Source organism: Enterococcus sp. DIV0682, assembly GCF_051712685.1.
GTDB classification, from domain to species: Bacteria; Bacillota; Bacilli; order Lactobacillales; family Enterococcaceae; genus Enterococcus; species Enterococcus faecalis.
In genome coordinates, this window is record NZ_JBIOPK010000001.1 from 1298476 (window position 1) to 1322051 (window position 23576).

The 23576-nt window shown below is 39.4% G+C and carries 20 protein-coding genes; 19 read left to right on the plus strand and 1 reads right to left on the minus strand.

Annotated features, from left to right (window positions below; all coding sequences use genetic code 11):
• Positions 1–60 precede the first annotated feature (60 nt).
• The 15 genes from IGK96_RS06210 to IGK96_RS06280 all read left to right on the plus strand — a co-directional run bounded on the left by IGK96_RS06210 (position 61) and on the right by IGK96_RS06280 (position 15825).
• Positions 61–765 carry a CBS domain-containing protein gene (locus tag IGK96_RS06210; RefSeq protein WP_002360173.1) on the plus strand — a complete coding sequence of 235 codons (705 nt, stop codon included), beginning with the start codon at positions 61–63 and terminating at the stop codon, positions 763–765.
• 5 nt (positions 766–770) lie between these two features.
• Entirely contained in the window at positions 771–1247 is a 477-nt protein-coding gene (lspA, locus tag IGK96_RS06215) for a signal peptidase II (protein ID WP_002360174.1), read from the plus strand.
• Positions 1234–2139, plus strand: a complete 906-nt coding sequence (locus IGK96_RS06220) for an RluA family pseudouridine synthase (protein WP_085443076.1) — start codon at positions 1234–1236, stop codon at positions 2137–2139. Before lspA ends, IGK96_RS06220 begins: the two co-directional genes overlap by 14 nt.
• A 338-nt stretch (positions 2140–2477) precedes the next feature.
• Positions 2478–3017, plus strand: a complete 540-nt coding sequence (pyrR, locus tag IGK96_RS06225; RefSeq protein ID WP_301280621.1) for a bifunctional pyr operon transcriptional regulator/uracil phosphoribosyltransferase PyrR — start codon at positions 2478–2480, stop codon at positions 3015–3017.
• Between the two features lie 16 nt (positions 3018–3033).
• Entirely contained in the window at positions 3034–4314 is a 1281-nt protein-coding gene (locus IGK96_RS06230) for a solute carrier family 23 protein (protein ID WP_002364045.1), read from the plus strand.
• 13 nt (positions 4315–4327) lie between these two features.
• Positions 4328–5254, plus strand: a complete 927-nt coding sequence (locus IGK96_RS06235) for an aspartate carbamoyltransferase catalytic subunit (RefSeq protein ID WP_002357411.1) — start codon at positions 4328–4330, stop codon at positions 5252–5254.
• 8 nt (positions 5255–5262) lie between these two features.
• On the plus strand, positions 5263–6546 hold the full coding sequence (locus IGK96_RS06240; protein ID WP_085443077.1) for a dihydroorotase: 1284 nt from the start codon (positions 5263–5265) through the stop codon (positions 6544–6546).
• A 2-nt stretch (positions 6547–6548) separates the two neighbouring features.
• Entirely contained in the window at positions 6549–7628 is a 1080-nt protein-coding gene (locus IGK96_RS06245; RefSeq protein WP_002360175.1) for a carbamoyl phosphate synthase small subunit, read from the plus strand.
• On the plus strand, positions 7628–10810 hold the full coding sequence (carB, locus tag IGK96_RS06250) for a carbamoyl-phosphate synthase large subunit (protein ID WP_010707526.1): 3183 nt from the start codon (positions 7628–7630) through the stop codon (positions 10808–10810). Before IGK96_RS06245 ends, carB begins: the two co-directional genes overlap by 1 nt.
• A gap of 107 nt (positions 10811–10917) precedes the next feature.
• Positions 10918–11709 (plus strand): dihydroorotate dehydrogenase electron transfer subunit, encoded by a 792-nt coding sequence (locus IGK96_RS06255; RefSeq protein WP_010823720.1) that lies wholly within the window; start codon positions 10918–10920, stop codon positions 11707–11709.
• On the plus strand, positions 11706–12644 hold the full coding sequence (locus tag IGK96_RS06260; RefSeq protein ID WP_002379493.1) for a dihydroorotate dehydrogenase: 939 nt from the start codon (positions 11706–11708) through the stop codon (positions 12642–12644). The genes IGK96_RS06255 and IGK96_RS06260 overlap by 4 nt, the downstream gene beginning before the upstream one ends.
• On the plus strand, positions 12634–13347 hold the full coding sequence (gene pyrF, locus IGK96_RS06265) for an orotidine-5'-phosphate decarboxylase (protein WP_002357417.1): 714 nt from the start codon (positions 12634–12636) through the stop codon (positions 13345–13347). Before IGK96_RS06260 ends, pyrF begins: the two co-directional genes overlap by 11 nt.
• Position 13348: 1 nt before the next feature.
• Positions 13349–13981, plus strand: a complete 633-nt coding sequence (pyrE, locus tag IGK96_RS06270; RefSeq protein WP_002357418.1) for an orotate phosphoribosyltransferase — start codon at positions 13349–13351, stop codon at positions 13979–13981.
• Between the two features lie 182 nt (positions 13982–14163).
• Positions 14164–14877, plus strand: coding sequence for a carbonic anhydrase (locus tag IGK96_RS06275; protein WP_002382382.1), 714 nt, complete (start codon positions 14164–14166; stop codon positions 14875–14877).
• Between the two features lie 18 nt (positions 14878–14895).
• Positions 14896–15825, plus strand: coding sequence for a LysR family transcriptional regulator (locus tag IGK96_RS06280; RefSeq protein WP_002361904.1), 930 nt, complete (start codon positions 14896–14898; stop codon positions 15823–15825).
• Positions 15826–16013: 188 nt separating this feature from the next.
• Here the strand turns inward: IGK96_RS06280 and IGK96_RS06285 are convergent, their stop codons facing one another.
• Positions 16014–17060, minus strand: coding sequence for a GntR family transcriptional regulator (locus IGK96_RS06285; protein ID WP_016616867.1), 1047 nt, complete (start codon positions 17058–17060; stop codon positions 16014–16016).
• A gap of 156 nt (positions 17061–17216) precedes the next feature.
• On the opposite strand from IGK96_RS06285, the gene IGK96_RS06290 reads away from it, so the two are divergent.
• The 4 genes from IGK96_RS06290 to IGK96_RS06305 all read left to right on the plus strand — a co-directional run bounded on the left by IGK96_RS06290 (position 17217) and on the right by IGK96_RS06305 (position 23549).
• A complete protein-coding gene (locus IGK96_RS06290) occupies positions 17217–18506 on the plus strand; it encodes a glycoside hydrolase family 125 protein (protein WP_002374727.1) in 1290 nt (429 codons plus the stop codon).
• An 11-nt stretch (positions 18507–18517) separates the two neighbouring features.
• Positions 18518–21208, plus strand: a complete 2691-nt coding sequence (locus tag IGK96_RS06295) for an alpha-mannosidase (protein WP_070415825.1) — start codon at positions 18518–18520, stop codon at positions 21206–21208.
• 161 nt (positions 21209–21369) lie between these two features.
• Positions 21370–22548, plus strand: a complete 1179-nt coding sequence (locus IGK96_RS06300) for a pyridoxal phosphate-dependent aminotransferase (protein WP_002365726.1) — start codon at positions 21370–21372, stop codon at positions 22546–22548.
• Positions 22549–22658: 110 nt separating this feature from the next.
• Entirely contained in the window at positions 22659–23549 is an 891-nt protein-coding gene (locus IGK96_RS06305; RefSeq protein ID WP_002357425.1) for a phosphate ABC transporter substrate-binding protein PstS family protein, read from the plus strand.
• The last annotated feature ends 27 nt before the right edge of the window (positions 23550–23576 follow it).

Here is a 23576-nt window from a genome sequence, read left to right on the forward strand (position 1 = left end):
AGCTCAATAAAAAATAATGACGGAAATTTATTGCGTAGTTTATTATAAGGAGCAACGACTATGGGGGAACGAGCAGATACATTTTTAGCACACTTTAATCGCATTGAAAAGTGGATGAGAGAGAGACTGAACAATCCTGTCAATATGGGATTCAGTGAAATGACAAGACGTCTTTCCCGAAAAGAAAAAGGACAGATTGCTCAATTTGAAGAGGATTTGCTTCAAATGGCTCAGTTAAGAAATGCCATCGTTCATGAGCGAATTGCTGATGATTTTGTAATTGCAGAGCCAAACGAATGGGCAGTTCAACGAATTGAAACGATTGAACAAGCTTTAACAAAACCAGAAAAAGTAGTGCCTAAATTTGCGAAACGTGTTACAGCTTTTGAAATCACCACTTCTTTAGAAACGTTATTAACGATTATTGCAAAAAAACAATATTCTCAATTTCCGATTTATGAAAAAGGTGTATTTAAAGGATTAATCACGGTTCGAGGGATTGGTGTATGGTTTGCCATTGAGAGCACCAAAGGCGAAGTTCACATTGCCAACCGAACGGTGCGAGAATTGTTGGCATCAAATTATAAACGCAGCAACTATCAATTTGTTTCAATTGAAGCAACCGTTTTTGAAGTTGAACAAATGTTTCGGGAGCAGCCACGCTTAGAAGCTGTGCTTATTAGTAAAAGTGGCCATCCTAACGGTGAGTTAGTAGGCATTGTTCGACCAAGAGATTTAGCAAGTATTCATAGAGAAAAGGAATGACGCGATTGTTAGTAGTATATTTTTTAATCAGTGCCTTATTAGTAGGGCTTGACCAATGGAGCAAATATTTGACGGTCCAAAACATTTCTTTGGGTGAAACAAAAGAATTCATTCCTGGATTTTTGTCGCTGACCCATTTAAGAAATACCGGAGCTGCTTGGAGCTTATTAGAAGGAAAGATGATATTCTTTTATGTCATCACAGTAATTGTTAGTGTCGTGATTATTTATTTATTAATTAAGAATTATAAAAAAAGTATCTGGTATTCTGTAGGTTTATCTTTTGTCTTAGCAGGTGCCATTGGGAATTTTATTGATCGTGTACGGTTAGGCTACGTGGTGGACATGCTCCAAACGGATTTTATGAATTTTCCTATTTTTAATGTTGCAGATAGTACGTTAGTGGTCGGCGTTATTTGTATATTTATTTATTTGATTTTAGATGAAAAAGCAGCAAAGGAAGGCAAAAATGGAACAAATTAACGTAACGATTCAAACAGAAAAAGGCCGGATTGACAAAGTATTAAGTGAACATTTACCCAATCATTCCCGCTCGCAAATTCAACAATGGTTAAAAGAAAAACACGTAACAGTTAATGGTGAAACGGTCCGCGCAAATTACAAAGTTACAGCAGGCGATGAAATTGTTGTAACAATTCCTGAACCAGAAGTTCTAGATATGGTAGCAGAGGATATTCCTTTGACCATTGTTTATGAAGACAATGATGTGATTGTTGTCACCAAACCTCAAGGCATGGTCGTTCATCCTTCGGCAGGGCATCCCAAGGGTACATTAGTGAACGCGTTACTTCATCATGCGGATCACTTATCGGCGATTAATGATGTGGTGCGACCGGGAATTGTTCATCGAATTGATAAAGATACTTCGGGGCTATTGATGGTGGCTAAAAATGATCAAGCCCATGAATCATTAGCGAAACAGCTAAAAGAAAAAACATCGTTACGTAAATACGTTGCCTTGGTCCACGGTGTTATTCCTCACGATAAGGGAGAAATAAATGCGCCTATTGGTCGTTCCAAGGTTGACCGCAAAATGCAAGCGGTCATTGAAGGCGGTAAAGAAGCAGTCACGCACTTTACTGTTTTAGAGCGTTTTGATGCATTTACCTTAGTTGAATTACAACTAGAAACAGGCCGGACACATCAAATCCGTGTTCACATGAAATATATCGGTTATCCATTAGCTGGAGATCCATTATATGGACCGAAAAAAACATTGCCTGGCAATGGACAATTTTTACATGCGAAGTTATTAGGCTTTACACATCCTACTACAGGTGAACAATTAGTCTTTGAAGCACCTTTACCAGAAGTTTTTGAAAAAACTTTACACCAATTAAGAAATAATCATTGATTTTTTTCTGAAGAAGAGGTAAACTCTTTTTTAAGAAGAAAAATAACTAAATAACTGTAACCTTTAAGTTTAGTCCCGTGAGGCTAAGAAGGAATCATGCAAAAGAACACTAGGTGCGCTTAGTTAGTAAGTTGTGTGGGCTACATGGTACCCTTGTACCTTTTTAAACTGTAACCAACATCCTCCTATCCTCATACGGGTAGGAGGATTTTTTGTTGGAAAAAATAACAGGACAATTTCAATAAAAACCCACTTATTTTTCAGCTGCTCAATTGAAGGAAGAATCGCTGCCCCCAAGACAGCGAGGACGTAGATAAAAAAGAAATGAGGAGGAAATTATTATGCCAAAGAAAGAAGTTGTTGACGCAGTCACAATGAAACGAGCGCTTACTCGAATCTCGTATGAAATTATTGAAAGAAACAAAGGAATTCAAGACATTGTTTTAGTAGGAATTAAAACGCGTGGGATATACATTGCACAACGTCTAGCCGAACGCTTAAAACAATTAGAAGATATTGACGTGCCAGTTGGTGAATTAGATATTACTTTGTATCGTGATGATGTGAAAGATATGGAGGAACCTGAATTACATTCTTCTGACGTACCAGTCTCAATTGAAGGTAAAGAAGTTATTTTAGTGGATGATGTCTTGTACACGGGCCGGACCATTCGTGCTGCGATGGACGCTGTTATGGATTTAGGTCGTCCAAGAAAAATCTCTTTAGCAGTCTTAGTAGATCGTGGGCATCGGGAACTACCGATTCGTGCCGATTATGTAGGAAAAAATATTCCAACATCAAAAACTGAGGAAATTATTGTGGAAATGGAAGAGCGTGACGGCGCAGATCGTATTATGATCAGTAAAGGAAACGAATAAAAAGGAGTGAACAACGTTGTCAGAAAAAGAATTTCGAAATGAGGATGCAGTCTTAGATATTAAAGACAGACCGCAAGCTTTTCACTGGGTTGGCCTAAGTTTACAACATTTATTTACGATGTTTGGTGCAACGGTTTTAGTACCAATCTTAGTGGGAATTGACCCAGGGATTGCGTTAGTCAGTTCAGGATTAGGAACAATGGTCTATCTGATTACTACAAAAGGAAAAATCCCCGCCTATCTTGGCAGTAGCTTTGCTTTTATTGCAGCGATGCAGATGTTAATGAAGAGTGATGGTTATCCAGCCATTGCCCAAGGTGCTATGACAACCGGCTTGGTATACCTAATCGTTTCATTAATCATTAAAAAAATTGGTTCCGACTGGTTGGATAAAATTTTACCGCCTATCGTTGTAGGACCTGTCGTGATGGTTATCGGTTTAGGCTTGGCTGCTAACGCCGCAAATAACGCAATGTATAACAACAACGTTTATGATTTTAAATATATTGCCGTAGCCTTAATTACTTTAGGTTTAACCATTTTTTACAACATGTTTTTCAAAGGCTTCCTAGGATTAATTCCAATTCTTTTGGGAATTGTCAGTGGGTACCTAGTCGCTTTAGCTTTCGGAATTATTGACTTAACCCCTATTAAAGAAGCTGCTTGGTTTGCTTTACCGAATTTTGAAGTACCTTTTGTTCAATACCAACCGAAATTGTATTTAAATGCCATTACAACAATGGCACCAATTGCTTTTGTAACAATGACAGAACATATTGGTCATTTAATGGTCTTGAATAAATTAACCAAGCGCAACTTTTTCCAAGACCCAGGCTTATCTAAAACTTTAATGGGAGATGGCTTAGCGCAAATTGTAGCAGGTTTTGTTGGTGGACCACCAGTTACAAGTTATGGTGAAAATATCGGCGTGCTAGCAATTACAAGAGTACACAGTGTCTTCGTGATTGGTGGAGCCGCGGTGTTCGCTGTAGCTTTAGGCTTTGTTGGAAAATTAAGTGCCTTGATTCTAAGTATCCCAGGACCAGTTATTTCAGGAATTAGTTTCGTCTTGTTCGGTGTGATTGCCGCAAGTGGTTTGAAAATCTTAATCGATAATAAGATTAATTTTGATAAGAAAAAGAATTTATTGATTGCTTCAGTAATTTTAGTCATCGGCATTGGTGGCTTAGTCTTCAAAGTAGGAACCTTTGAATTGTCTTCAATGGCATTAGCAACCGTCTTAGGAATTGTTTTGAATTTAATTTTACCGGAAAACGCACGTAGCGAAGAACAGTAGGAGGACTGGACGAATGATTATTACATCTGAACGAATTAGTTTAAAACATCTTTTAACTGCTGAGGCTTTAACCGACCGTGAAGTCATGGGGTTAATCCGTCGCGCAGGAGAATTTAAACAGGGGGCAAAATGGCACCCAGAAGAACGTCAATATTTTGCAACAAACTTGTTTTTTGAAAATAGTACTCGAACACATAAAAGTTTTGAGGTAGCTGAGAAAAAATTAGGCTTAGAAGTGATTGAGTTTGAAGCAAGTAGAAGTTCTGTTCAAAAAGGAGAAACGTTATACGATACAGTACTAACGATGTCGGCAATTGGTGTAGATGTAGCAGTCATTCGTCATGGTAAAGAAAATTATTACGATGAATTGATTCAAAGTAAAACGATTCAATGTTCTATTATTAACGGTGGGGACGGGAGTGGACAACACCCTACACAATGTTTATTGGATCTGATGACTATTTATGAAGAATTTGGTGGATTTGAAGGCTTGAAAGTGGCGATTGTGGGAGATATTACACATTCTCGCGTTGCTAAATCAAATATGCAGTTATTAAACCGTTTAGGCGCTGAAATTTATTTTTCAGGTCCAGAAGAGTGGTACGATCATCAGTTTGATGTCTATGGACAATATGTGCCATTAGATGAAATTGTTGAAAAAGTCGATGTGATGATGTTGCTGCGCGTGCAACACGAACGTCATGATGGTAAGGAAAGTTTTTCAAAAGAAGGCTATCATTTGGAATATGGTTTAACCAACGAACGGGCAACTCGTTTACAGAAACACGCAATTATTATGCATCCAGCGCCAGTCAATCGGGATGTTGAACTGGCAGATGAATTAGTGGAAAGTCTGCAATCAAGAATCGTCGCGCAAATGAGTAACGGAGTCTTTATGCGCATGGCAATTTTAGAAGCAATTTTACATGGAAAGGCCTAGGTGGAGAAATGAAGACGTTAATTAAGAATGGAAAAATCATCAAAAAAGAGAATCAATTGATTGAGGCAGCACTTTGGCTAGAAAATGGTGTGATTCACGCAATCGGGGAATCGTTTGACGAAGCAGATTTTGAGCAAGTGTTTGATGCGAAAGGGCAACTAATCACGCCAGGCTTGGTGGATGTGCATGTTCACTTTAGAGAACCAGGCTTTACGTATAAAGAAACGATTAAAACGGGTAGTAAAGCTGCTGCTCGCGGTGGTTTTACTACGGTTTGCGCAATGCCCAATTTGAATCCAGTACCAGATACGGCTGAAAAATTAAGTGAGGTTTACGACTTAATTCAAAAAGATGCAGTCGTGAAAGTTTTACAATATGCCCCCATTACAGAAGAGCTACGAAGTGAAGTTTTAACCAATCAGAAGGCCTTAAAAGAAGCGGGCGCCTTTGCATTTACGAATGATGGTGTTGGTGTACAAACGGCAGGAACGATGTACTTAGCCATGAAAGAAGCGGCTGCATTAGATATGGCACTTGTTGCGCACACGGAAGATGAATCTTTATTATTTGGTGGTGTGATGCATGAAGGCGAAGTTTCTAAGAAATTAGGCCTACCAGGGATTTTAAGTGCAACGGAAGCTTCACAAATTGCTCGGGATATTACTTTAGCAAAAGAAACAGGCGTTCATTATCATGTTTGTCATGTTTCAACAGAAGAAAGCGTGCGCGTTATTCGGGATGCTAAAAAAGCAGGGATTCACGTAACAGCCGAAGTTTCGCCACACCATTTAATTTTAGTCGATGAGGATATTCCTGGTGACGAAGGGTTTTGGAAAATGAACCCGCCATTACGTGGTTTAGCAGATCGACAAGCATTGATTGACGGTTTGTTAGATGGCGCGATTGATTGTATTGCTACCGACCATGCGCCCCATGGTTTAGAAGAAAAACAACAATCATTTTTAAACGCACCTTTTGGTATTGTCGGTAGTGAAACGGCCTTCCAATTGATTTATACGAACTTTGTCGAAACAGGCATTTTCACATTAGAACAAGTGATTGATTGGATGGCAGTGAAACCGGCAGAAATTTTTGGATTAAACGCAGGAACACTAACAATTGGTGCACCTGCAGATATTGCAGTTTTTGACTTAGCAACAGCTGCACCAATTGATGCAGAAGCATTTGAATCAATGGCTGTCAATACACCATTTACAGGGTGGACAGTCAAAGGAAAGACACTTATGACATTTGTTGACGGAGCATTAGCTTGGTCGGAGGAGGCGCAGTAGGTTTGAAAAGGTTATTGATTTTAGAAGACGGAACAGTATTTGAAGGAAAAGCGTTTGGTGCAGAAGGCAATGTAGTAGGAGAAGTTGTTTTTACTACTGGCATGACAGGTTACCAAGAAGCAATTACTGACCAAAGTTTTAATGGACAAATGATTACTTTTACGTATCCATTAGTTGGAAATTACGGGGTCAACCGAGATGATTATGAATCCATTGCACCAACCTGTAAAGGTGTCATCGTTAAAGAGCATGCGCGGGTTGCTTCAAATTGGCGTCAACAAATGACCTTGGATGAATTTTTAAAGCGCAAAGGGATTCCGGGAATTTCAGGAATTGATACCCGTGCGCTGACTCGTAAGTTACGATCAGCTGGAACAATGAAAGGGAGCATCATTGATGCCGTGGATGATTTGCCGCATGCATTTGATCAATTAAAAGCGACAGTCATGCCGAAAAATCAAGTGGCACAAGTCTCCACCACTAAGCCTTATCCGAGTCCAGGTATTGGGCGTAATGTAGTCGTCGTTGATTTCGGGTTGAAACATAGTATTTTGCGAGAATTATCAAAACGGCAATGCAACTTAACTGTGTTGCCTTATAATACAACGGCCGAAGAGATTTTAGAATTAAGTCCCGATGGTGTCATGTTGACAAATGGGCCTGGAGATCCCAAAGATGTGCCTGAAGCTATTGAAATGATTCAAGCAATCCAAGGAAAAGTTCCAATTTTCGGCATCTGCTTAGGTCATCAGTTATTTTCATTAGCAAATGGTGCGGATACGTATAAGATGAAGTTTGGACATCGCGGTTTGAATCATCCTGTACGAGAAATTGCAACAGGACGCATTGATTTCACTTCACAAAATCACGGATATGCCGTGGATGAAGCAACAATTGATCCAGAAAAATTACTTGTGACCCACGTGGAAGTCAATGATGGAACGGTTGAAGGCGTGCGTCATCGAGATTATCCTGCTTTTACTGTGCAATATCACCCAGATGCGGCTCCAGGACCGCACGATGGTCTTCATTTATTTGACGAATTTATGGAATTAATGGATGCATGGAAGGAGCAAAACTAATGCCAAAACGAACGGACATCAAGAAAATCATGGTGATTGGTTCAGGACCAATCATTATTGGACAAGCAGCAGAATTTGACTATGCAGGCACACAAGCCTGTTTAGCGCTAAAAGAAGAAGGGTATGAAGTTGTCTTAGTAAACTCAAATCCAGCGACTATCATGACCGATAAGGAAATCGCGGATCATGTTTATATTGAACCGATTACTTTAGAATTTGTTTCAAGAATTTTGCGAAAAGAACGTCCTGATGCTCTTCTACCAACATTAGGTGGTCAAACTGGATTAAATATGGCGATGGAATTATCGGAATCAGGAATTTTAGATGAGCTAAATGTAGAATTGCTAGGAACAAAGCTCAGTGCGATTGACCAAGCGGAAGACCGTGATTTATTTAAACAATTGATGGAAGAATTAGAACAACCGATTCCAGAAAGTGAAATTGTCAATACGGTGGAACAAGCCGTGGCTTTTGCCAAACAAATTGGCTATCCAATTATCGTTCGTCCCGCATTTACCTTAGGTGGAACAGGCGGCGGCATGTGTGATACGGAAGAAGAACTCCGTCAGATTGCCGAAAACGGTCTGAAATTATCACCAGTTACACAATGTTTAATTGAAAAAAGTATTGCTGGTTTTAAAGAAATTGAATATGAAGTAATGCGTGATTCGGCTGATAATGCGATTGTGGTTTGTAACATGGAAAACTTTGATCCTGTCGGCATTCACACTGGGGATTCGATTGTTTTTGCTCCGAGTCAAACTTTATCAGATTATGAATACCAAATGTTACGAGATGCGTCCTTGAAAATTATTCGTGCATTAAAAATTGAAGGTGGCTGTAATGTTCAATTAGCTTTGGACCCGCATAGCTTTAATTATTATGTGATTGAAGTGAATCCTCGTGTTTCTCGCTCATCTGCACTTGCTAGTAAAGCCACAGGGTATCCCATTGCGAAGTTAGCCGCAAAAATTGCTGTTGGTTTAACATTAGATGAAATGAAAAATCCAGTTACTGGAACCACTTATGCCGAATTTGAACCGGCTTTGGACTATGTTGTTTCCAAAATTCCTCGTTGGCCTTTTGACAAATTTGAAAAAGGTGCTCGAGAACTAGGAACACAAATGAAAGCAACCGGGGAAGTCATGGCAATTGGCCGCAATATTGAAGAATCCTTATTAAAAGCAGTTCGTTCTTTAGAAATTGGTGCTTATCACAACGAGTTAGCAGAACTAAGTCATGTCAGTGATTTAGAATTAACGAAGAAAATGGTCCATGCGCAAGATGATCGATTGTTCTACTTATCAGAAGCCATTCGTAGAGGATATAGCATCGAAGAATTACAAAGTTTAACGAAAATTGATTTATTCTTCTTGGATAAACTTTTACACATTATCGAAATTGAAACGGCCCTTGAAAGTCACGTGGACAACGTAGCTGTCTTGAAAGAAGCCAAACAAAATGGCTTTTCTGATCGAAAAATTGCAGCACTTTGGGGACAAACAGAACAAGCCATCGCTGACTTCCGCAGAGCCAATCAAATTGTGCCCGTCTATAAAATGGTGGATACGTGTGCTGCAGAGTTTGAATCACACACGCCTTATTTTTATAGCACGTATGAAGTAGAAAACGAAAGCAATGTTTCGAAAAAGCCTTCTGTACTAGTATTAGGTTCTGGTCCCATTCGCATTGGTCAAGGGGTCGAGTTTGATTATGCAACGGTTCATTCTGTCAAAGCGATCCAAGCGGCTGGTTATGAAGCAATTATTATGAATAGTAATCCTGAAACAGTTTCAACAGATTTCTCTGTTTCTGATAAATTATACTTTGAGCCATTAACTTTAGAAGACGTCATGAATGTGATTGATTTAGAAAATCCGATTGGCGTGATCGTCCAATTTGGTGGACAAACAGCGATTAATTTAGCTGAGCCGCTCACAAAACAAGGCGTTAAAATTCTTGGAACAACGATTGAAGATTTAGATCGTGCGGAAAATCGTGATTTATTTGAACAAGCTTTGCAAGAGTTAGCGATTCCTCAACCACCAGGAGATACGGCCACAAGTGCAGAAGAAGCAGTCGTGATTGCTGATCGTATCGGCTATCCCGTTTTAGTTCGTCCAAGTTATGTTTTAGGTGGTCGTGCAATGGAAATTGTCGAAAATCAAAAGGATTTGGAAGATTATATGCGACACGCAGTCAAAGCTTCTCCAGAACATCCTGTCTTGGTTGATAGCTATTTATTGGGACAGGAATGTGAAGTTGATGCCATTTGTGATGGTGAAACAGTACTAATTCCAGGGATTATGGAACATATTGAACGAGCTGGCGTGCATTCTGGTGATTCAATGGCGGTTTATCCACCGCAGTATCTTTCTCAAGAAATTCAAGCAACGATTGCCGATTATACAAAAAAACTGGCACTTGGTTTAAACTGTGTAGGCATGATGAATATTCAATTTGTTATTCATGAAAATCGTGTTTATGTGATTGAAGTGAATCCTCGTGCGAGTCGAACAGTTCCTTTCTTAAGTAAAATCACAGGGATTCCGATGGCCCAAGTTGCTACAAAAGCGATTCTTGGTGAGAAACTGACTGACCTAGGATATCAAGATGGATTATATCCTGAAAGTAAACAAGTTCATGTGAAAGCCCCTGTATTCTCCTTTACGAAACTACAAAAAGTAGATACGTACTTAGGGCCTGAAATGAAATCAACTGGGGAAGTTATGGGTAGTGATTATTATTTAGAAAAAGCCTTGTATAAAGCCTTTGAAGCATCTGGCTTGCATTTGCCAAGTTATGGGGCTGTACTTTTCACCATTGCTGATGAAACAAAAGAAGAGGCGTTAGAAATTGCTAAGCGTTTTTCAGCAATTGGCTATAGTTTAGTCGCAACGGAAGGAACCGCTGACTTTTTAGCGAAGCATCAGTTGCCTGTTAAGAAAGTGACGAAAATTTCTAATCCTGAAGGGGAAACCGTGCTGGATGTCATTCGCAACGGGAATGCGCAAGTGGTAATCAATACTATGGATAAAAATCGTTCCAGTGCCAACCAAGATGGGTTTTCAATTCGTCGGGAAGCAGTCGAACATGGGATTCCATTGTTTACCTCACTTGACACAGCGAATGCGATTTTAAAAGTTTTAGAATCAAGAGCCTTTACGACAGAAGCCATTTAAGCAAAAATCTGGAACAATCGTCTGAGGAGGACTGTTCCAGATTCTTTTACGAAGAAATAGAAAATCATTTATAGGGGAATCAGAGAATAAAGGAGTGAAGGATACTGATGCAGAGAAAGCAAGAAATGATGACCATTGTAGCTCAAAAACAGTTAGCGCCACGGATTTATCAGTTAGACTTACAAGGCGAGTTAGTGAAAGAGATGACACGACCTGGACAGTTTGTGCATATCAAGGTTCCGCGTGCAGATTTACTTTTGCGGCGACCGATTAGCATCAACCAAATTGATCATTCGAACGAAACCTGTCGTTTGATTTATCGAGTCGAAGGCGCTGGAACGGAAGTGTTTGCCACCATGAAGGCTGGTGAACAATTAGATATTTTAGGTCCTTTAGGAAACGGCTTTAATATAACTACCGTAGCAGCTGGTCAGACTGCTTTTATCGTTGGCGGAGGAATCGGGATTCCCCCATTGTATGAATTATCAAAGCAGCTTAATGAAAAAGGCGTGAAAGTGATTCATTTTCTTGGTTATGCATCAAAAGAGGTTGCTTATTACCAACAAGAATTTATGGCATTAGGAGAAACACATTTTGCCACAGATGACGGCTCGTTTGGCGCTCATGGCAACGTGGGCCGTTTATTGTCAGAAGCGTTAGCAAAAGGACGGATCCCTGATGCAGTGTATGCTTGCGGTGCGAATGGTATGTTAAAAGCAATTGATTCTTTATTTCCAACACATCCACACGTTTACCTTTCTTTAGAAGAACGGATGGCCTGTGGAATTGGGGCTTGCTATGCCTGCGTTTGCCATAAAAAAGGAGACACTACTGGAGCAAAAAGTGTCAAGGTCTGTGATGAAGGTCCGATTTTTAAAGCAAGTGAGGTTATCTTATGATGAAAAATCCTTTAGCTGTTTCAATTCCAGGTTTAACATTAAAAAATCCAATTATTCCCGCCAGTGGTTGCTTTGGGTTCGGGGAAGAATATGCTAACTATTATGACCTTGATCAATTAGGTTCAATTATGATTAAGGCAACAACGCCCCAAGCACGATATGGAAATCCCACACCACGTGTAGCTGAAACACCTAGTGGTATGCTAAATGCCATTGGATTGCAGAATCCAGGCTTAGACGTGGTTATGCAAGAAAAATTACCGAAATTAGAAAAATACCCTAACTTACCGATTATCGCAAATGTTGCAGGTGCTTGCGAAGAGGACTATGTGGCTGTTTGCGCAAAAATTGGGCAAGCGCCTAACGTCAAAGCAATTGAACTGAATATTTCCTGTCCTAATGTGAAACATGGCGGCATAGCTTTTGGTACAGATCCAGAGGTTGCTTTTCAATTAACACAAGCAGTCAAAAAAGTCGCCTCTGTTCCGATTTATGTTAAACTATCACCAAACGTAACGGACATTGTGCCAATCGCCCAAGCAATTGAAGCAGGGGGTGCAGACGGTTTTTCTATGATTAATACATTGCTAGGGATGCGCATTGATTTAAAAACGAGAAAACCTATTTTAGCCAATCAAACTGGTGGACTATCTGGCCCAGCCATTAAACCTGTTGCCATTCGCTTAATCCGACAAGTAGCCAGTGTTTCTCAGTTGCCAATTATTGGAATGGGTGGTGTTCAAACAGTGGATGATGTCTTGGAAATGTTCATGGCAGGTGCTAGCGCTGTCGGGGTTGGTACGGCCAACTTTACAGATCCATACATTTGTCCGAAGTTGATTGACGGATTACCTAAGCGAATGGAAGAGTTAGGTATTGAATCGTTGGAACAATTAATTAAAGAAGTGAGAGAGGGGCAGCAAAATGCACGATAGACCAATTATTGCGTTAGATTTTCCCACGCAAAAAGAAGTGGCTGTTTTTTTAGAAAAATTTCCTAAGGAAGAAGCCTTGTTTGTTAAAGTGGGGATGGAACTTTTTTACGCAGAAGGACCAGCGATTGTTCGCTGGCTTAAAGAACAAGGACACGATGTTTTCTTGGATTTAAAATTACATGATATTCCGAATACTGTGGAAAAAGCGATGACAAATTTAGCAAAATTAGGCGTTGCCATTACCAATGTCCATGCAGCAGGGGGCGTTCGAATGATGCAAGCAGCTAAGGAAGGTCTAATCAAAGGGACTCAGCCAGGCGCTAAGGTTCCTGAGTTAATTGCTGTAACCCAGTTGACTTCTACTAGTGAAGAAGAGATGCACCATGATCAATTAATCAACGTTCCTTTAGAGACAAGTGTCATTCATTATGCTAAATGTGCGGAAAAAGCGGGTCTGGATGGCGTGGTTTGTTCAGCATTAGAAGCACGTGGTATTCAAGAAGCAACCAAGCAGACGTTTATTTGCTTAACACCTGGTATTCGTCCAGCAGGAAGTGCAGTAGGTGACCAACAACGGGTCGTTACGCCGCAACATGCTCGCGAAATTGGGTCCACATATATCGTTGTTGGCCGACCTATTACCCAAGCAGAAAATCCTTATGAAGCCTATCAAGAAATCAAAAAAGACTGGAGCGGAAAGTAACATGACAAAAGTAGCAAAAAAAATTGCCAAAGATTTATTAGATATTGAAGCGGTATTTTTAAACCCTAATGAGCCGTTTACTTGGGCTAGTGGCATAAAAAGCCCGATTTATTGTGATAACCGTATCACGATGAGTTATCCTGCTGTGCGTAAAGAAATTGCAGAAGGCTTAGCGGCAAAAATTAAAGAAACTTTCCCAGAAGTCGAAGTGATTGCTGGGACGGCTACCGCAGGGATTCCACATGCGGCATGGGTAGCCGATATTTTAGGATTACCAATGGTTTATATCCGCAGTAAAGCCAAAGATCACGGCAAAGGGAATCAAATTGAAGGCCGAATTTCTGAAGGACAAAAAATGGTAGTTATCGAGGATTTAATTTCAACAGGCGGTAGCGTGTTAGAAGCGGCAGAAGCGGCGGAACGTGAAGGAGCAACGGTTTTAGGCGTTGCGGCAATCTTCACTTATGAGTTACCCAAAGGAACGGCAAATTTTGCAGATAAACAGATGACGTTACTAACGTTAACCAATTATTCAACTTTAATTGATGCTGCATTAGAAGCAAATTATATCGAAGAAAAAGATGTTACCTTATTACAAGAATGGAAAAAAGATCCTGAAAACTGGGGCAAATAACCGTTGAACTAAAGAAGGTTCTTGTCGTCTGATTTTTAGTGTCATTTTCAGTAACCAGATTTAACGGTAGGAGAACTTAGGTCATTTGCCGAGGCGCGTAATGATCTAAGTTCTTTTGTTTGACGTAGAAAAGATGTTAGGATAGAGTTTTAACATGAGTTTTACCTGATTACTATGTGGAAATGAAGGAAGAGTGTATGAAAAAAATAAAAAATATGGACGTTGAATGGAGCTATACAGGCAACGATGGACCGGAACATTGGCATACGCTATGTGACTGGTTTGCAGAAGGTGCTAAGTTTGCTTATCAATCGCCAATTGCTTTAGAAAAAGAAAGTGCTGAGACAGTAAATTCTCAGATTACGTTTCATTATAAAAAAGAAGAATTCACTGAAAAAGAATTCAAAAATACGTTTCATTTTGTACCACCAAATACGGAAAGTTACGTAATGTTTGAAAATGTTGCGTATCATTTAACCGATATCCATTTTCATATGCCTAGCGAACATTTGCTGTCGGGAAAGCAGTATCCGCTAGAATTCCATTTGGTTCATATGAATGATGCTGGCGAAAATTTAGTTGTCGGTTGCCTGTTTACCATCACAGAGGAAGAAAATCGTTTTTCAGAAGCGAATCATCCGATGGACTGGGAAAACGGCACGCACCAACAATGGTTTAATCCGTCAATCTTTTTACCAGAGGAGCGTCTACACTACCATTATGTAGGCTCGTTAACAACACCGCCAACTAAGGGTCCAGTGAAATGGTTTGTATTTGATACCATTCAAAAAATGGATCAAGCCTTTTTAAATAAGATCAAGGAAGGCATGTTGGCCTTTAACAATCGGCCCCTTCAGCCGTTGAATGGGCGTAAGATTTATTTTTCAAATGATTAGTGTGTGGAGGAAAAAGTGTTGAATATTCAACAAATGAAGTATGTTGCTGCCATAGCTAACAATGGGAGTTTTCGGGAAGCAGCCAAAAAACTATTTATTACACAACCTAGCTTGTCAAATAGTATTCGGGAATTAGAAGAAGAACTAGGGATTTCCCTCTTTTTACGTACCAATAAGGGCGCTTTTTTAACAGAAGAAGGAATGGTTTTTTTAGAACAAGCAGAGAAAGTCTTAGTTCAAATGGAGTTATTGGAAAATCGCTATCGCGAGACAGTGACCAGCGAACGATTCTCCATCTCTTCGCAACATTACGATTTTTTAGGTGAGGTAATTGCCAAAGTTCTTAAAAAGTATGGGGATCAATATAAAGATTTTCGTGTCTTTGAAACCACGACCTTAAAAGTAATTGAAGACGTCAAAGGATTTCACAGTGAGTTGGGGATTATTTATTTAAATGAACAAAATAGTGTCAGTATTGAACGGTATTTAGAACAAGCTAATCTAGCCTACGAGGTAATTAGTACTTTTAATACACACATTTTTTTAGGAAATCATCATCCTTTAGCCAAGCAAAAAGAAATTCATTTAGAGGAATTAGTTCCCTATCCACAAGTCCGCTTTAATCAAGAAGGAAGCAATTTTTCCTATTTTTCTGAAGATTTAGTTGAAATTCCTGAACAGGAATCGGTCATTCATACTACAGATCGTGGAACCTTGATGAATTTGTTGGTAGAAACCAATGCTTATGCTTCTGGTTCAGGAGTCGTAACGGGTTTTACGAAGAAAGAAATTCGGTTAGTGCCATTGGCGCCAGCTTTGGAAAATCGTATTTGTTTACTCTTTCCCAAAAATCGGGAAATCAGTCCGATTGGTCGCTACTTTATCAAAGAACTAAAAGCGTTGTTTAAAAAAGAGGTAGATACCAAAACGTTTAGCACTAAGGAATAAAAAGAAGAGGTCGGGACAGAAGTGTTTAACTCCGAGAAATAAGAAGGAATTTCCGAAAATTGTTCTTTAATTTTTGGAGAATTTCGGCTTATTTCCGAAGGAGTTGCTTCTGTTCCCGCCGTTTATTAGTTTTTGAGCGTGGAGCAAAAATCCAAAGTGATTTTTGTCCCACGCTCTTCTTTTTTTGCTCATTTTGAAACAGTAGAAATGGTTTCTCTTTCAATTAATGTGACAGGCACTTGAATGTCTTCTATGATTTGAAGGTCTTGCTGCATCGTTTGTAATAACACTTCGCCAGCTAGTTTTCCCATTTCTTTAAAGTCTTGTGCCATGGTTGTTAATGGCGGTTCGACAAATGCTGCTGCTTGAATATCGTCAAAACCAATAATCGATAATTCTTTTGGCACATGAATACCTAGGTTTTTACAGTTTCGTAAACAATGTAACGCGCTGAAGTCATTATCGCAGACCACGGCTGTGAGTTGGTGCGCCTCAAAATACTGTTTAAAGTTGTGTTTATCTAAGAGATTGGTTTCCGTGATTGCTGTATGGAACGCCAGATTGGCTTCTTTTAAAGCTTGGAGATAACCTAAATAACGTTGCCGAACGGATTGTAGCGCCGGACTTCCTGAAAGGATATATCCAATTTTTGTATGTCCTAAGCCAATTAAGCGTTCGGTTGCTGTTTTACCACCAGCAAAGTTGTCTGATTGAATGGTTGCAAAAGGCAAATCATGGATCTTTTTATCCAAGACAACGACTGGAAAATTCATCAAAGCCAACTCAAACAATAAGTCGAGGTAGTCATTACTAGTAGCAGCATAATAGACAAGCCCGGCAAACTCATTCACAATGTCCGCAGCATTTTTCTCTCTCAAAAAATTAGGCGAGGTCATAAAGACTTCTAAACCAGCTGCTTGAATAGTAGGGGCCAAACCGCTATAGAAATTTCCTACTGATAAATCGTCTGCAAATGGCAATAAAAAAAGAACTTTATTTAAAGAGGTATGAAGAGGATGCTTTGGTGCTTGAACAAAACTTCCTTTTCCTTGGTGACGTTGGATTACGCCTTGGGTTTCCAACTCAGTTAGCGCTCGTTTGGACGTAATTCTACTGACGTTAAACTGAGCCGATAATTCTTTTTCGGTAGGCACTTGCGCTCCAACAGGCAATCGCCCTGAATCAATTTCATTTTGTAAATAATCAATAATTTGTTGATATAATGGTTGCTTCATTCATTTCACCTCACAATAAGATATATCTTATTTATAGTTTACCATAAATTAATTGGTTTTAAAATGAAAAAAATGATCGAAATCACTAGACAAAGTGAAATGTAAACGCTATAATTCAATTGTTAAATGATATATCAAATTTAAGAGGTGACGAGAATGGTTTATACAGAAGTTCCAAAATCCGTAGCAACATTTATGGAGACAATTACAGAAAAATGCGGTGAAGCACATCAAGATTGGGCAAAAAACTTTCAGGCGGCCTTTGCCAATACTTTACTAACAACAGTGAAACGTCAAGAAGATGGTACTACCTTTTTATTAACAGGCGATATTCCAGCAATGTGGTTGAGAGACTCAACAGCACAAGTTCGTCCCTATTTAGTGATTGCGAAAGAAGACGAAGACCTTGCTCAAATGATTGCTGGGTTGGTTAAGCGCCAGTTTCGTTATATTTGCATTGATCCTTATGCCAATGCGTTTAATGAAACAGATAATCATGCAGGCCATCAAACTGATAAGACCGAAATGAATGGCTGGATTTGGGAACGGAAATATGAAATTGATTCATTATGTTACCCGGTCCAATTAGCCTATTTACTTTATAAAAATACTGGGATGATTGAACAATTTAATTCAGATTTTGTGGAAGGCGTCAAAAAAATTCTCAACGTTTTTACAACAGAACAAGATCACGCACAGTCACCTTATTTATTTGAACGAGATACGTGGCGTCAAGAAGATACGTTGGTTGAAGCAGGGAAAGGAACGCCAGTCGGCAAAACAGGGATGACATGGTCAGGCTTCCGTCCTAGTGATGATGCCTGCCAATATGGTTACTTAGTTCCTTCTAATATGTTTGCAGTCGTAATTTTAGGCTATATTCAAGAAATTTTCTCTGATGTTTTAGAAGATGCTACGATTGTGGCGATTGCTAAAAAATTACAAGAAGAGATTGAAGAAGGCATTCAAACATTTGGACGAACAAAAAATCAAAATAACGAAACGATTTATGCGTATGAAGTGGATGGCTTAGGCAATGCAAGCGTGATGGATGACAGTAATGTTCCCAATTTAGTAGCAGCCCCTTATCTGGGTTATTGTTCAACAGAGGATGAACAATATTTAACAACGCGTCAAACCTTATTAAGTAAAGAAAATCCTTACTTCTATGAAGGCAAATACGCAAAAGGGATTGGTAGCTCGCATACACCAGAAAATTACGTGTGGCCGATTGCTTTAGCAATGGAAGGAATGACAACCAAAGATAAAGCAGAAAAAGAACGAATTTTAGATTTATTGGTTGCCACAGATGCGGGGACTCATTTGATGCATGAAGGTTTTGATGTAGATAATCCTGAAAATTATACAAGAGAATGGTTTTCATGGGCTAATATGATGTTTTGTGAATTAGTTATGGATTATTTTGACATCCGAGTGGAAAAATAGGAGGAAAAGTGATGACAAAGAAAAAAGTCTATATTGTTTCCCATAGTCATTGGGATCGTGAATGGTATCTTCCTTATGAAGAACATCATATGCGCTTAATTGAATTAGTGGATAATGTATTAGATTTAATTGAAAATGATCCAGAGTTTAACAGTTTCCATTTAGATGGACAAACGATTATCTTAGACGACTATTTACAAGTTCGCCCAGAGAAAAAAGAAGCCGTGAAAAAAGCTGTCCAAGCAGGCAAACTAAAAATCGGACCATTTTATATTTTACAAGATGACTTTTTAATTAGCTCTGAATCCAATGTTCGAAACATGCTGATTGGGCATTTAGAAAGTCAAAAATGGGGAGCACCAGTTCAATTAGGTTACTTCCCAGATACATTTGGGAACATGGGTCAAACGCCTCAAATGATGCAATTAGCAAATCTGCCTGCGGCTGCCTTTGGACGCGGGGTGAAACCGATTGGCTTTGATAATCAAGTCTTAGAAAGCGACTATAGCTCACAATATTCTGAAATGTGGTGGGAAGGTCCGGACCAAACCAAAATTTTCGGCTTGCTTTTTGCAAACTGGTATAGTAACGGGAACGAAATTCCTTCAGAAAAAGAAGCGGCAATCGCTTTTTGGAAACAAAAATTGGCTGATGTGGAACGTTACGCTTCCACAAACCATTTATTGATGATGAATGGGGTCGACCACCAACCGGTACAAAGAGATATTACTAAGGCCATCGCTTTAGCCAATGAACTATTCCCAGAATATGAATTTATTCATTCCAATTTCGATGACTATTTGAAAGCTGTTCAAGAGGAGTTACCAGAAGATTTAGGAACAGTAACAGGTGAATTAACGAGTCAAGAAACGGATGGCTGGTACACATTAGCCAATACTTCTTCTGCTCGCGTCTATTTAAAACAGTGGAACACAAAAGTGCAACGCCAATTAGAAAATATCGCAGAACCTTTAGCAGCAATGGCTTACGAAGTAACTGGCGACTACCCACATGACCAATTTGATTATGCTTGGAAAACATTGCTTCAAAACCATCCGCACGATAGTATTTGTGGCTGTTCTGTCGACGAGGTTCACCGAGGCATGATGACTCGCTTTGAAAATGCCAATGATGTCGGGCGTTTCTTAGCAGATGAAGCAACACGACAATTAACAGAAGCAATTGATACAAGTGTTTTCCCAGAAAAAGCGCACCCGTTTGTTTTATTTAATACTAGTGGCTATCAGAAAACGGAGGTTGTCACTGTGGAAGTGGAGATTGAACGATTGCCATTTTATACAGGAAAACCTGAAGATCTTTATCATGAATTAAAACAAAAAGCGACCCCAGATTATCAAGTGATTGATCCAACTGGAAAAGCCGTTGCAAGCCGTATTGTCAAAGAAGATGTTCGTTTTGGTTACGATTTACCTAAAGATGCTTTCCGTCAACCGTACATGGCCAAATACTTAACGGTCGAATTATCTGTCAAAGAAATGGCGCCATTCTCTTGGGATAGCTTTGCATTGATTCAAGGAGAAACGAAAGCTTTTGAAGGAAGTCTTTTGGCTCAACCAGCAACAAATGAAATGGAAAACGAATTTATTCAAGTGAAAATTGAAAACAATGGTAGCTTAACCATTGCTGACAAAAAAACAGGAGAAACATTTTCAAAATTGTTAACATTTGAAGATACTGGCGACATTGGGAATGAATATATCTTTTTCAAACCGACCGAAGACCAAGGAATTACAACCAAAAATGTAACGGCTGAAATCACGAATAAAGAAAATTCCCCTGTAAAAGCAAGTTATCAAATTAAACAAACCGTCATGTTACCAGTTGCAGCAGATGAACGATTAGAAGAAGAACAAAAGGCTGTTCGTGAGTTTAGAGAACGCCATGCACAACGTTCAACGACGCTTCGCCCGTTCGAAATAACGACAGTGGTTACAATGATCAAAGAAAGTAACCAATTGTTCTTTGAAACAACCATTAATAATCAAATCAAAGATCATCGTTTACGCGTGCTTTTCCCAACTGGCATGGTCACAGAAACACATGAAGCGGATAGTATTTATGAAGTCGTGACACGACCAAATCAAGTAAGCGACACATGGGAAAATCCAACAAACCCGCAGCACCAACAAGCGTTTGTGAATGTTCATGACCAAAACAAAGGCGTGACTATCTTTAATGAAGGCTTAAATGAGTATGAAGTCTTAGCAGATGGAACCATTGCGGTCACATTAATTCGTTGTGTTGGCGAACTAGGTGATTGGGGCTATTTTGCGACACCAGAAGCACAATGCCAAGGAGAATATACCTTTAAATATGGTTTGTCATTGCATGGAAAACCAGAAGAACGCTTTGCTACGTATCAACAAGCCTATAGTGCACAAATTCCTTTTACTGCAGCTACTACTGCGCGTCATGAAGGTAAACTAGCACCGAACCATGTCTATTTGACAACGGCAGAAGGACCAATTGGTTGGACAGCCGTTAAACGTCAAGAGCAAACAAATCATTTAGTCGTTCGTGGCTTTAATCTAACAGCGCAAAATATTCCTTGTGAACTTCACAAAGAGACACAACCAGCGACTTGTTTAACAAATGTATTAGAAGAACCGTTGACACCAGCGATAGAAATCGATGCACCATTACGTCCGTTTGAAATTCGGACATGGCGTTTCGAAAAATAAATAAATAGGAGAACTTTGTTGAAAAGGACAAAGTTCTCCTATTTTCTTCTCTGTCGTTTTTTTGAGATATTTATAATAAAAATCTAGCGAAACAATGAGAAAATCATTCATTTTACGGTCAATTTGTGCTACTATAACGTCAACTGAAGGAGTGAAGCTAAATGGATTTAACCAATCGTTTTAATCGTCAAGTAAATAAAATTGCTGTTTCTTTAATTCGTCAATTTGACGAACAAGTCTCAGGAATTGAAGGTATTTTAAAATTAACGCTAGGAGAGCCGGATTTTAACACACCTGAGCATGTCAAAAAAGCAGCCAAAGAAGCAATTGATGCGAATTTTTCTCATTATACAGGGATGTCTGGTTTATTAGATGTCCGTGAAGCAGCCGCTTATTTTATGAAAGAAAAGTATCATTTGACTTACCAGCCTGCGACAGAAATTTTAGTAACAGTTGGAGCAACAGAAGCGATTTCAGCTTCGTTATTAGCAATTTTAGAACAAGGTGACAAAGTGCTATTGCCAGCACCTATTTACCCAGGGTATGAACCAATTATTACATTGGCGGGGGCGGAACCGGTATATTTGGATACACGAGACAACGATTTTGTCTTGACCCCTGAAATGATTGAAGCGGCAATGGCCGAGCATGGGGAACAAGTCAAAGCAATTATTTTAAATTATCCTAGCAACCCAACTGGTGTCACCTATAACCGCCAAGAGTTGCAAGCAATTGCTGATGTTCTAAAAAAATACGACATTTTTGTGATTAGTGATGAAATTTATAGTGAGTTAACTTATGATGAGAGTCATGTTTCGATTGCTGAAATGTTACGTGACCAAACGATTTTAATTAACGGTTTGTCGAAATCACATGCCATGACAGGCTGGCGGATTGGCTTTATTTTTGCACCAGCGATTTTAACAGCGGAGATCATTAAAGTTCATCAGTATTTAGTTACTGCGGCTGCAACAGTGTCTCAAAAAGCGGCTGTTCGTGCCTTAATCGAAGGAATGCATGATGCTGAAATTATGAAAGAAGAGTATCGGAAACGGCGCGATTTTGTTTATGAACAGATGACTCAATTGGGGTTTGAGGTTGCGCGTCCAAATGGCGCCTTTTATATTTTTGCTAAGATTCCTACTGGTTATGAACAAGATTCTATGAAATTTTGTATTGATTTAGCGCAAAAAGAAGCAGTAGCGTTGATTCCAGGTATTTCTTTTGGTCCAGAAGCAGAAGGATACGTCCGAATTAGTTATGCGTCCGATATGGATAAATTAACAACGGCCATGGAACGAATTGCACATTACATGGCGACACAACGCGTAACGCACTAGCCTTTATAGATTCTTTACACACCTTTACCTTTTATTTACATTTAATTGAAACAGAATTAACAGAGTCTTGGTAGACTAAACTTGTAACTAATTGAAAAGGAAGTGCAAAGATGAAAAAACGTGTAATTGCAGCAACTATGCTGAGTCTAGGGTTATTATTAACTGGGTGCGGAGCTCAAGGAGGCACAACTGAAAAATCCAGCGAAGCGGATAGTAACAAACCAGTTAAAATTGTCGCTGTTGGTTCCACCGCTTTACAACCGTTAGTAGATGCTGCGAAAGATCAATTTACACAAGAACATCCTAATTATACAGTTTCTGTCCAAGGTGGCGGCAGCGGAACAGGACTTTCGCAAGTTGCAGATGGCGCAGTGACCATTGGAAATTCCGATGTGTTTGCCGAAGAGAAAGATGGCGTGGATGCCTCTAAATTAGTCGATCATCGGGTGGCCGTGGTTGGTATGGGACCAGTGGTCAACAAAGAAGTCGGCGTGAAGAATTTAACGAAGCAACAATTGATTGATGTCTTTACTGGCAAAGTCAAAAACTGGAAAGAAGTGGGCGGCAAAGATCAAGAAATCGTCGTAATAAACCGCGCAAACGGAAGTGGCACCCGAGCAACATTTGAAAAATGGGGCTTAGATGGAGCTAAACCAGTTCAATCACAAGAACAAGATTCTTCGGGAACAGTTCGTAAAATTGTTGAACAAACACCAGGAGCAATCAGCTATTTAGCTTTTTCTTATATGGATGATTCCACTGTTGCCTTAAGCATTGATGGTGTTGAACCAAAAGAAGAACACGTGAAAGACAATTCATGGAAAATCTGGTCTTATGAACATATGTATACAAAAGGGGAGCCTAATAAAGAAGTAAAAGCCTTCTTAGACTATATGGTCACCGATGATGTTCAAAAAACAATTGTCAAAGACTTAGGTTATTTAGCCATCACAGACATGCAAGTAGAACGTGATGTAAATGGAAAAGTAACTGAAAAATAAACAAAAAAACTCAGCCAATAAACAGGA

Bases quoted from the DNA above. Each gene is read 5' to 3' on its own strand.
- IGK96_RS06235 (WP_002357411.1), top strand. From the start codon at position 4,328: ATGATTATTACATCTGAACGAATTAGTTTAAAACATCTTTTAACTGCT.
- IGK96_RS06285 (WP_016616867.1), bottom strand. From the start codon at position 17,060: ATGAAGCAACCATTATATCAACAAATTATTGATTATTTACAAAATGAA.
- IGK96_RS06295 (WP_070415825.1), top strand. From the start codon at position 18,518: ATGACAAAGAAAAAAGTCTATATTGTTTCCCATAGTCATTGGGATCGT.
- pyrF (WP_002357417.1), top strand. From the start codon at position 12,634: ATGCACGATAGACCAATTATTGCGTTAGATTTTCCCACGCAAAAAGAA.
- pyrE (WP_002357418.1), top strand. From the start codon at position 13,349: ATGACAAAAGTAGCAAAAAAAATTGCCAAAGATTTATTAGATATTGAA.
- IGK96_RS06220 (WP_085443076.1), top strand. From the start codon at position 1,234: ATGGAACAAATTAACGTAACGATTCAAACAGAAAAAGGCCGGATTGAC.
- IGK96_RS06255 (WP_010823720.1), top strand. From the start codon at position 10,918: ATGCAGAGAAAGCAAGAAATGATGACCATTGTAGCTCAAAAACAGTTA.
- IGK96_RS06260 (WP_002379493.1), top strand. From the start codon at position 11,706: ATGATGAAAAATCCTTTAGCTGTTTCAATTCCAGGTTTAACATTAAAA.
- IGK96_RS06210 (WP_002360173.1), top strand. From the start codon at position 61: ATGGGGGAACGAGCAGATACATTTTTAGCACACTTTAATCGCATTGAA.
- carB (WP_010707526.1), top strand. From the start codon at position 7,628: ATGCCAAAACGAACGGACATCAAGAAAATCATGGTGATTGGTTCAGGA.
- IGK96_RS06240 (WP_085443077.1), top strand. From the start codon at position 5,263: ATGAAGACGTTAATTAAGAATGGAAAAATCATCAAAAAAGAGAATCAA.
- IGK96_RS06305 (WP_002357425.1), top strand. From the start codon at position 22,659: ATGAAAAAACGTGTAATTGCAGCAACTATGCTGAGTCTAGGGTTATTA.
- IGK96_RS06290 (WP_002374727.1), top strand. From the start codon at position 17,217: ATGGTTTATACAGAAGTTCCAAAATCCGTAGCAACATTTATGGAGACA.
- IGK96_RS06300 (WP_002365726.1), top strand. From the start codon at position 21,370: ATGGATTTAACCAATCGTTTTAATCGTCAAGTAAATAAAATTGCTGTT.
- IGK96_RS06275 (WP_002382382.1), top strand. From the start codon at position 14,164: ATGAAGGAAGAGTGTATGAAAAAAATAAAAAATATGGACGTTGAATGG.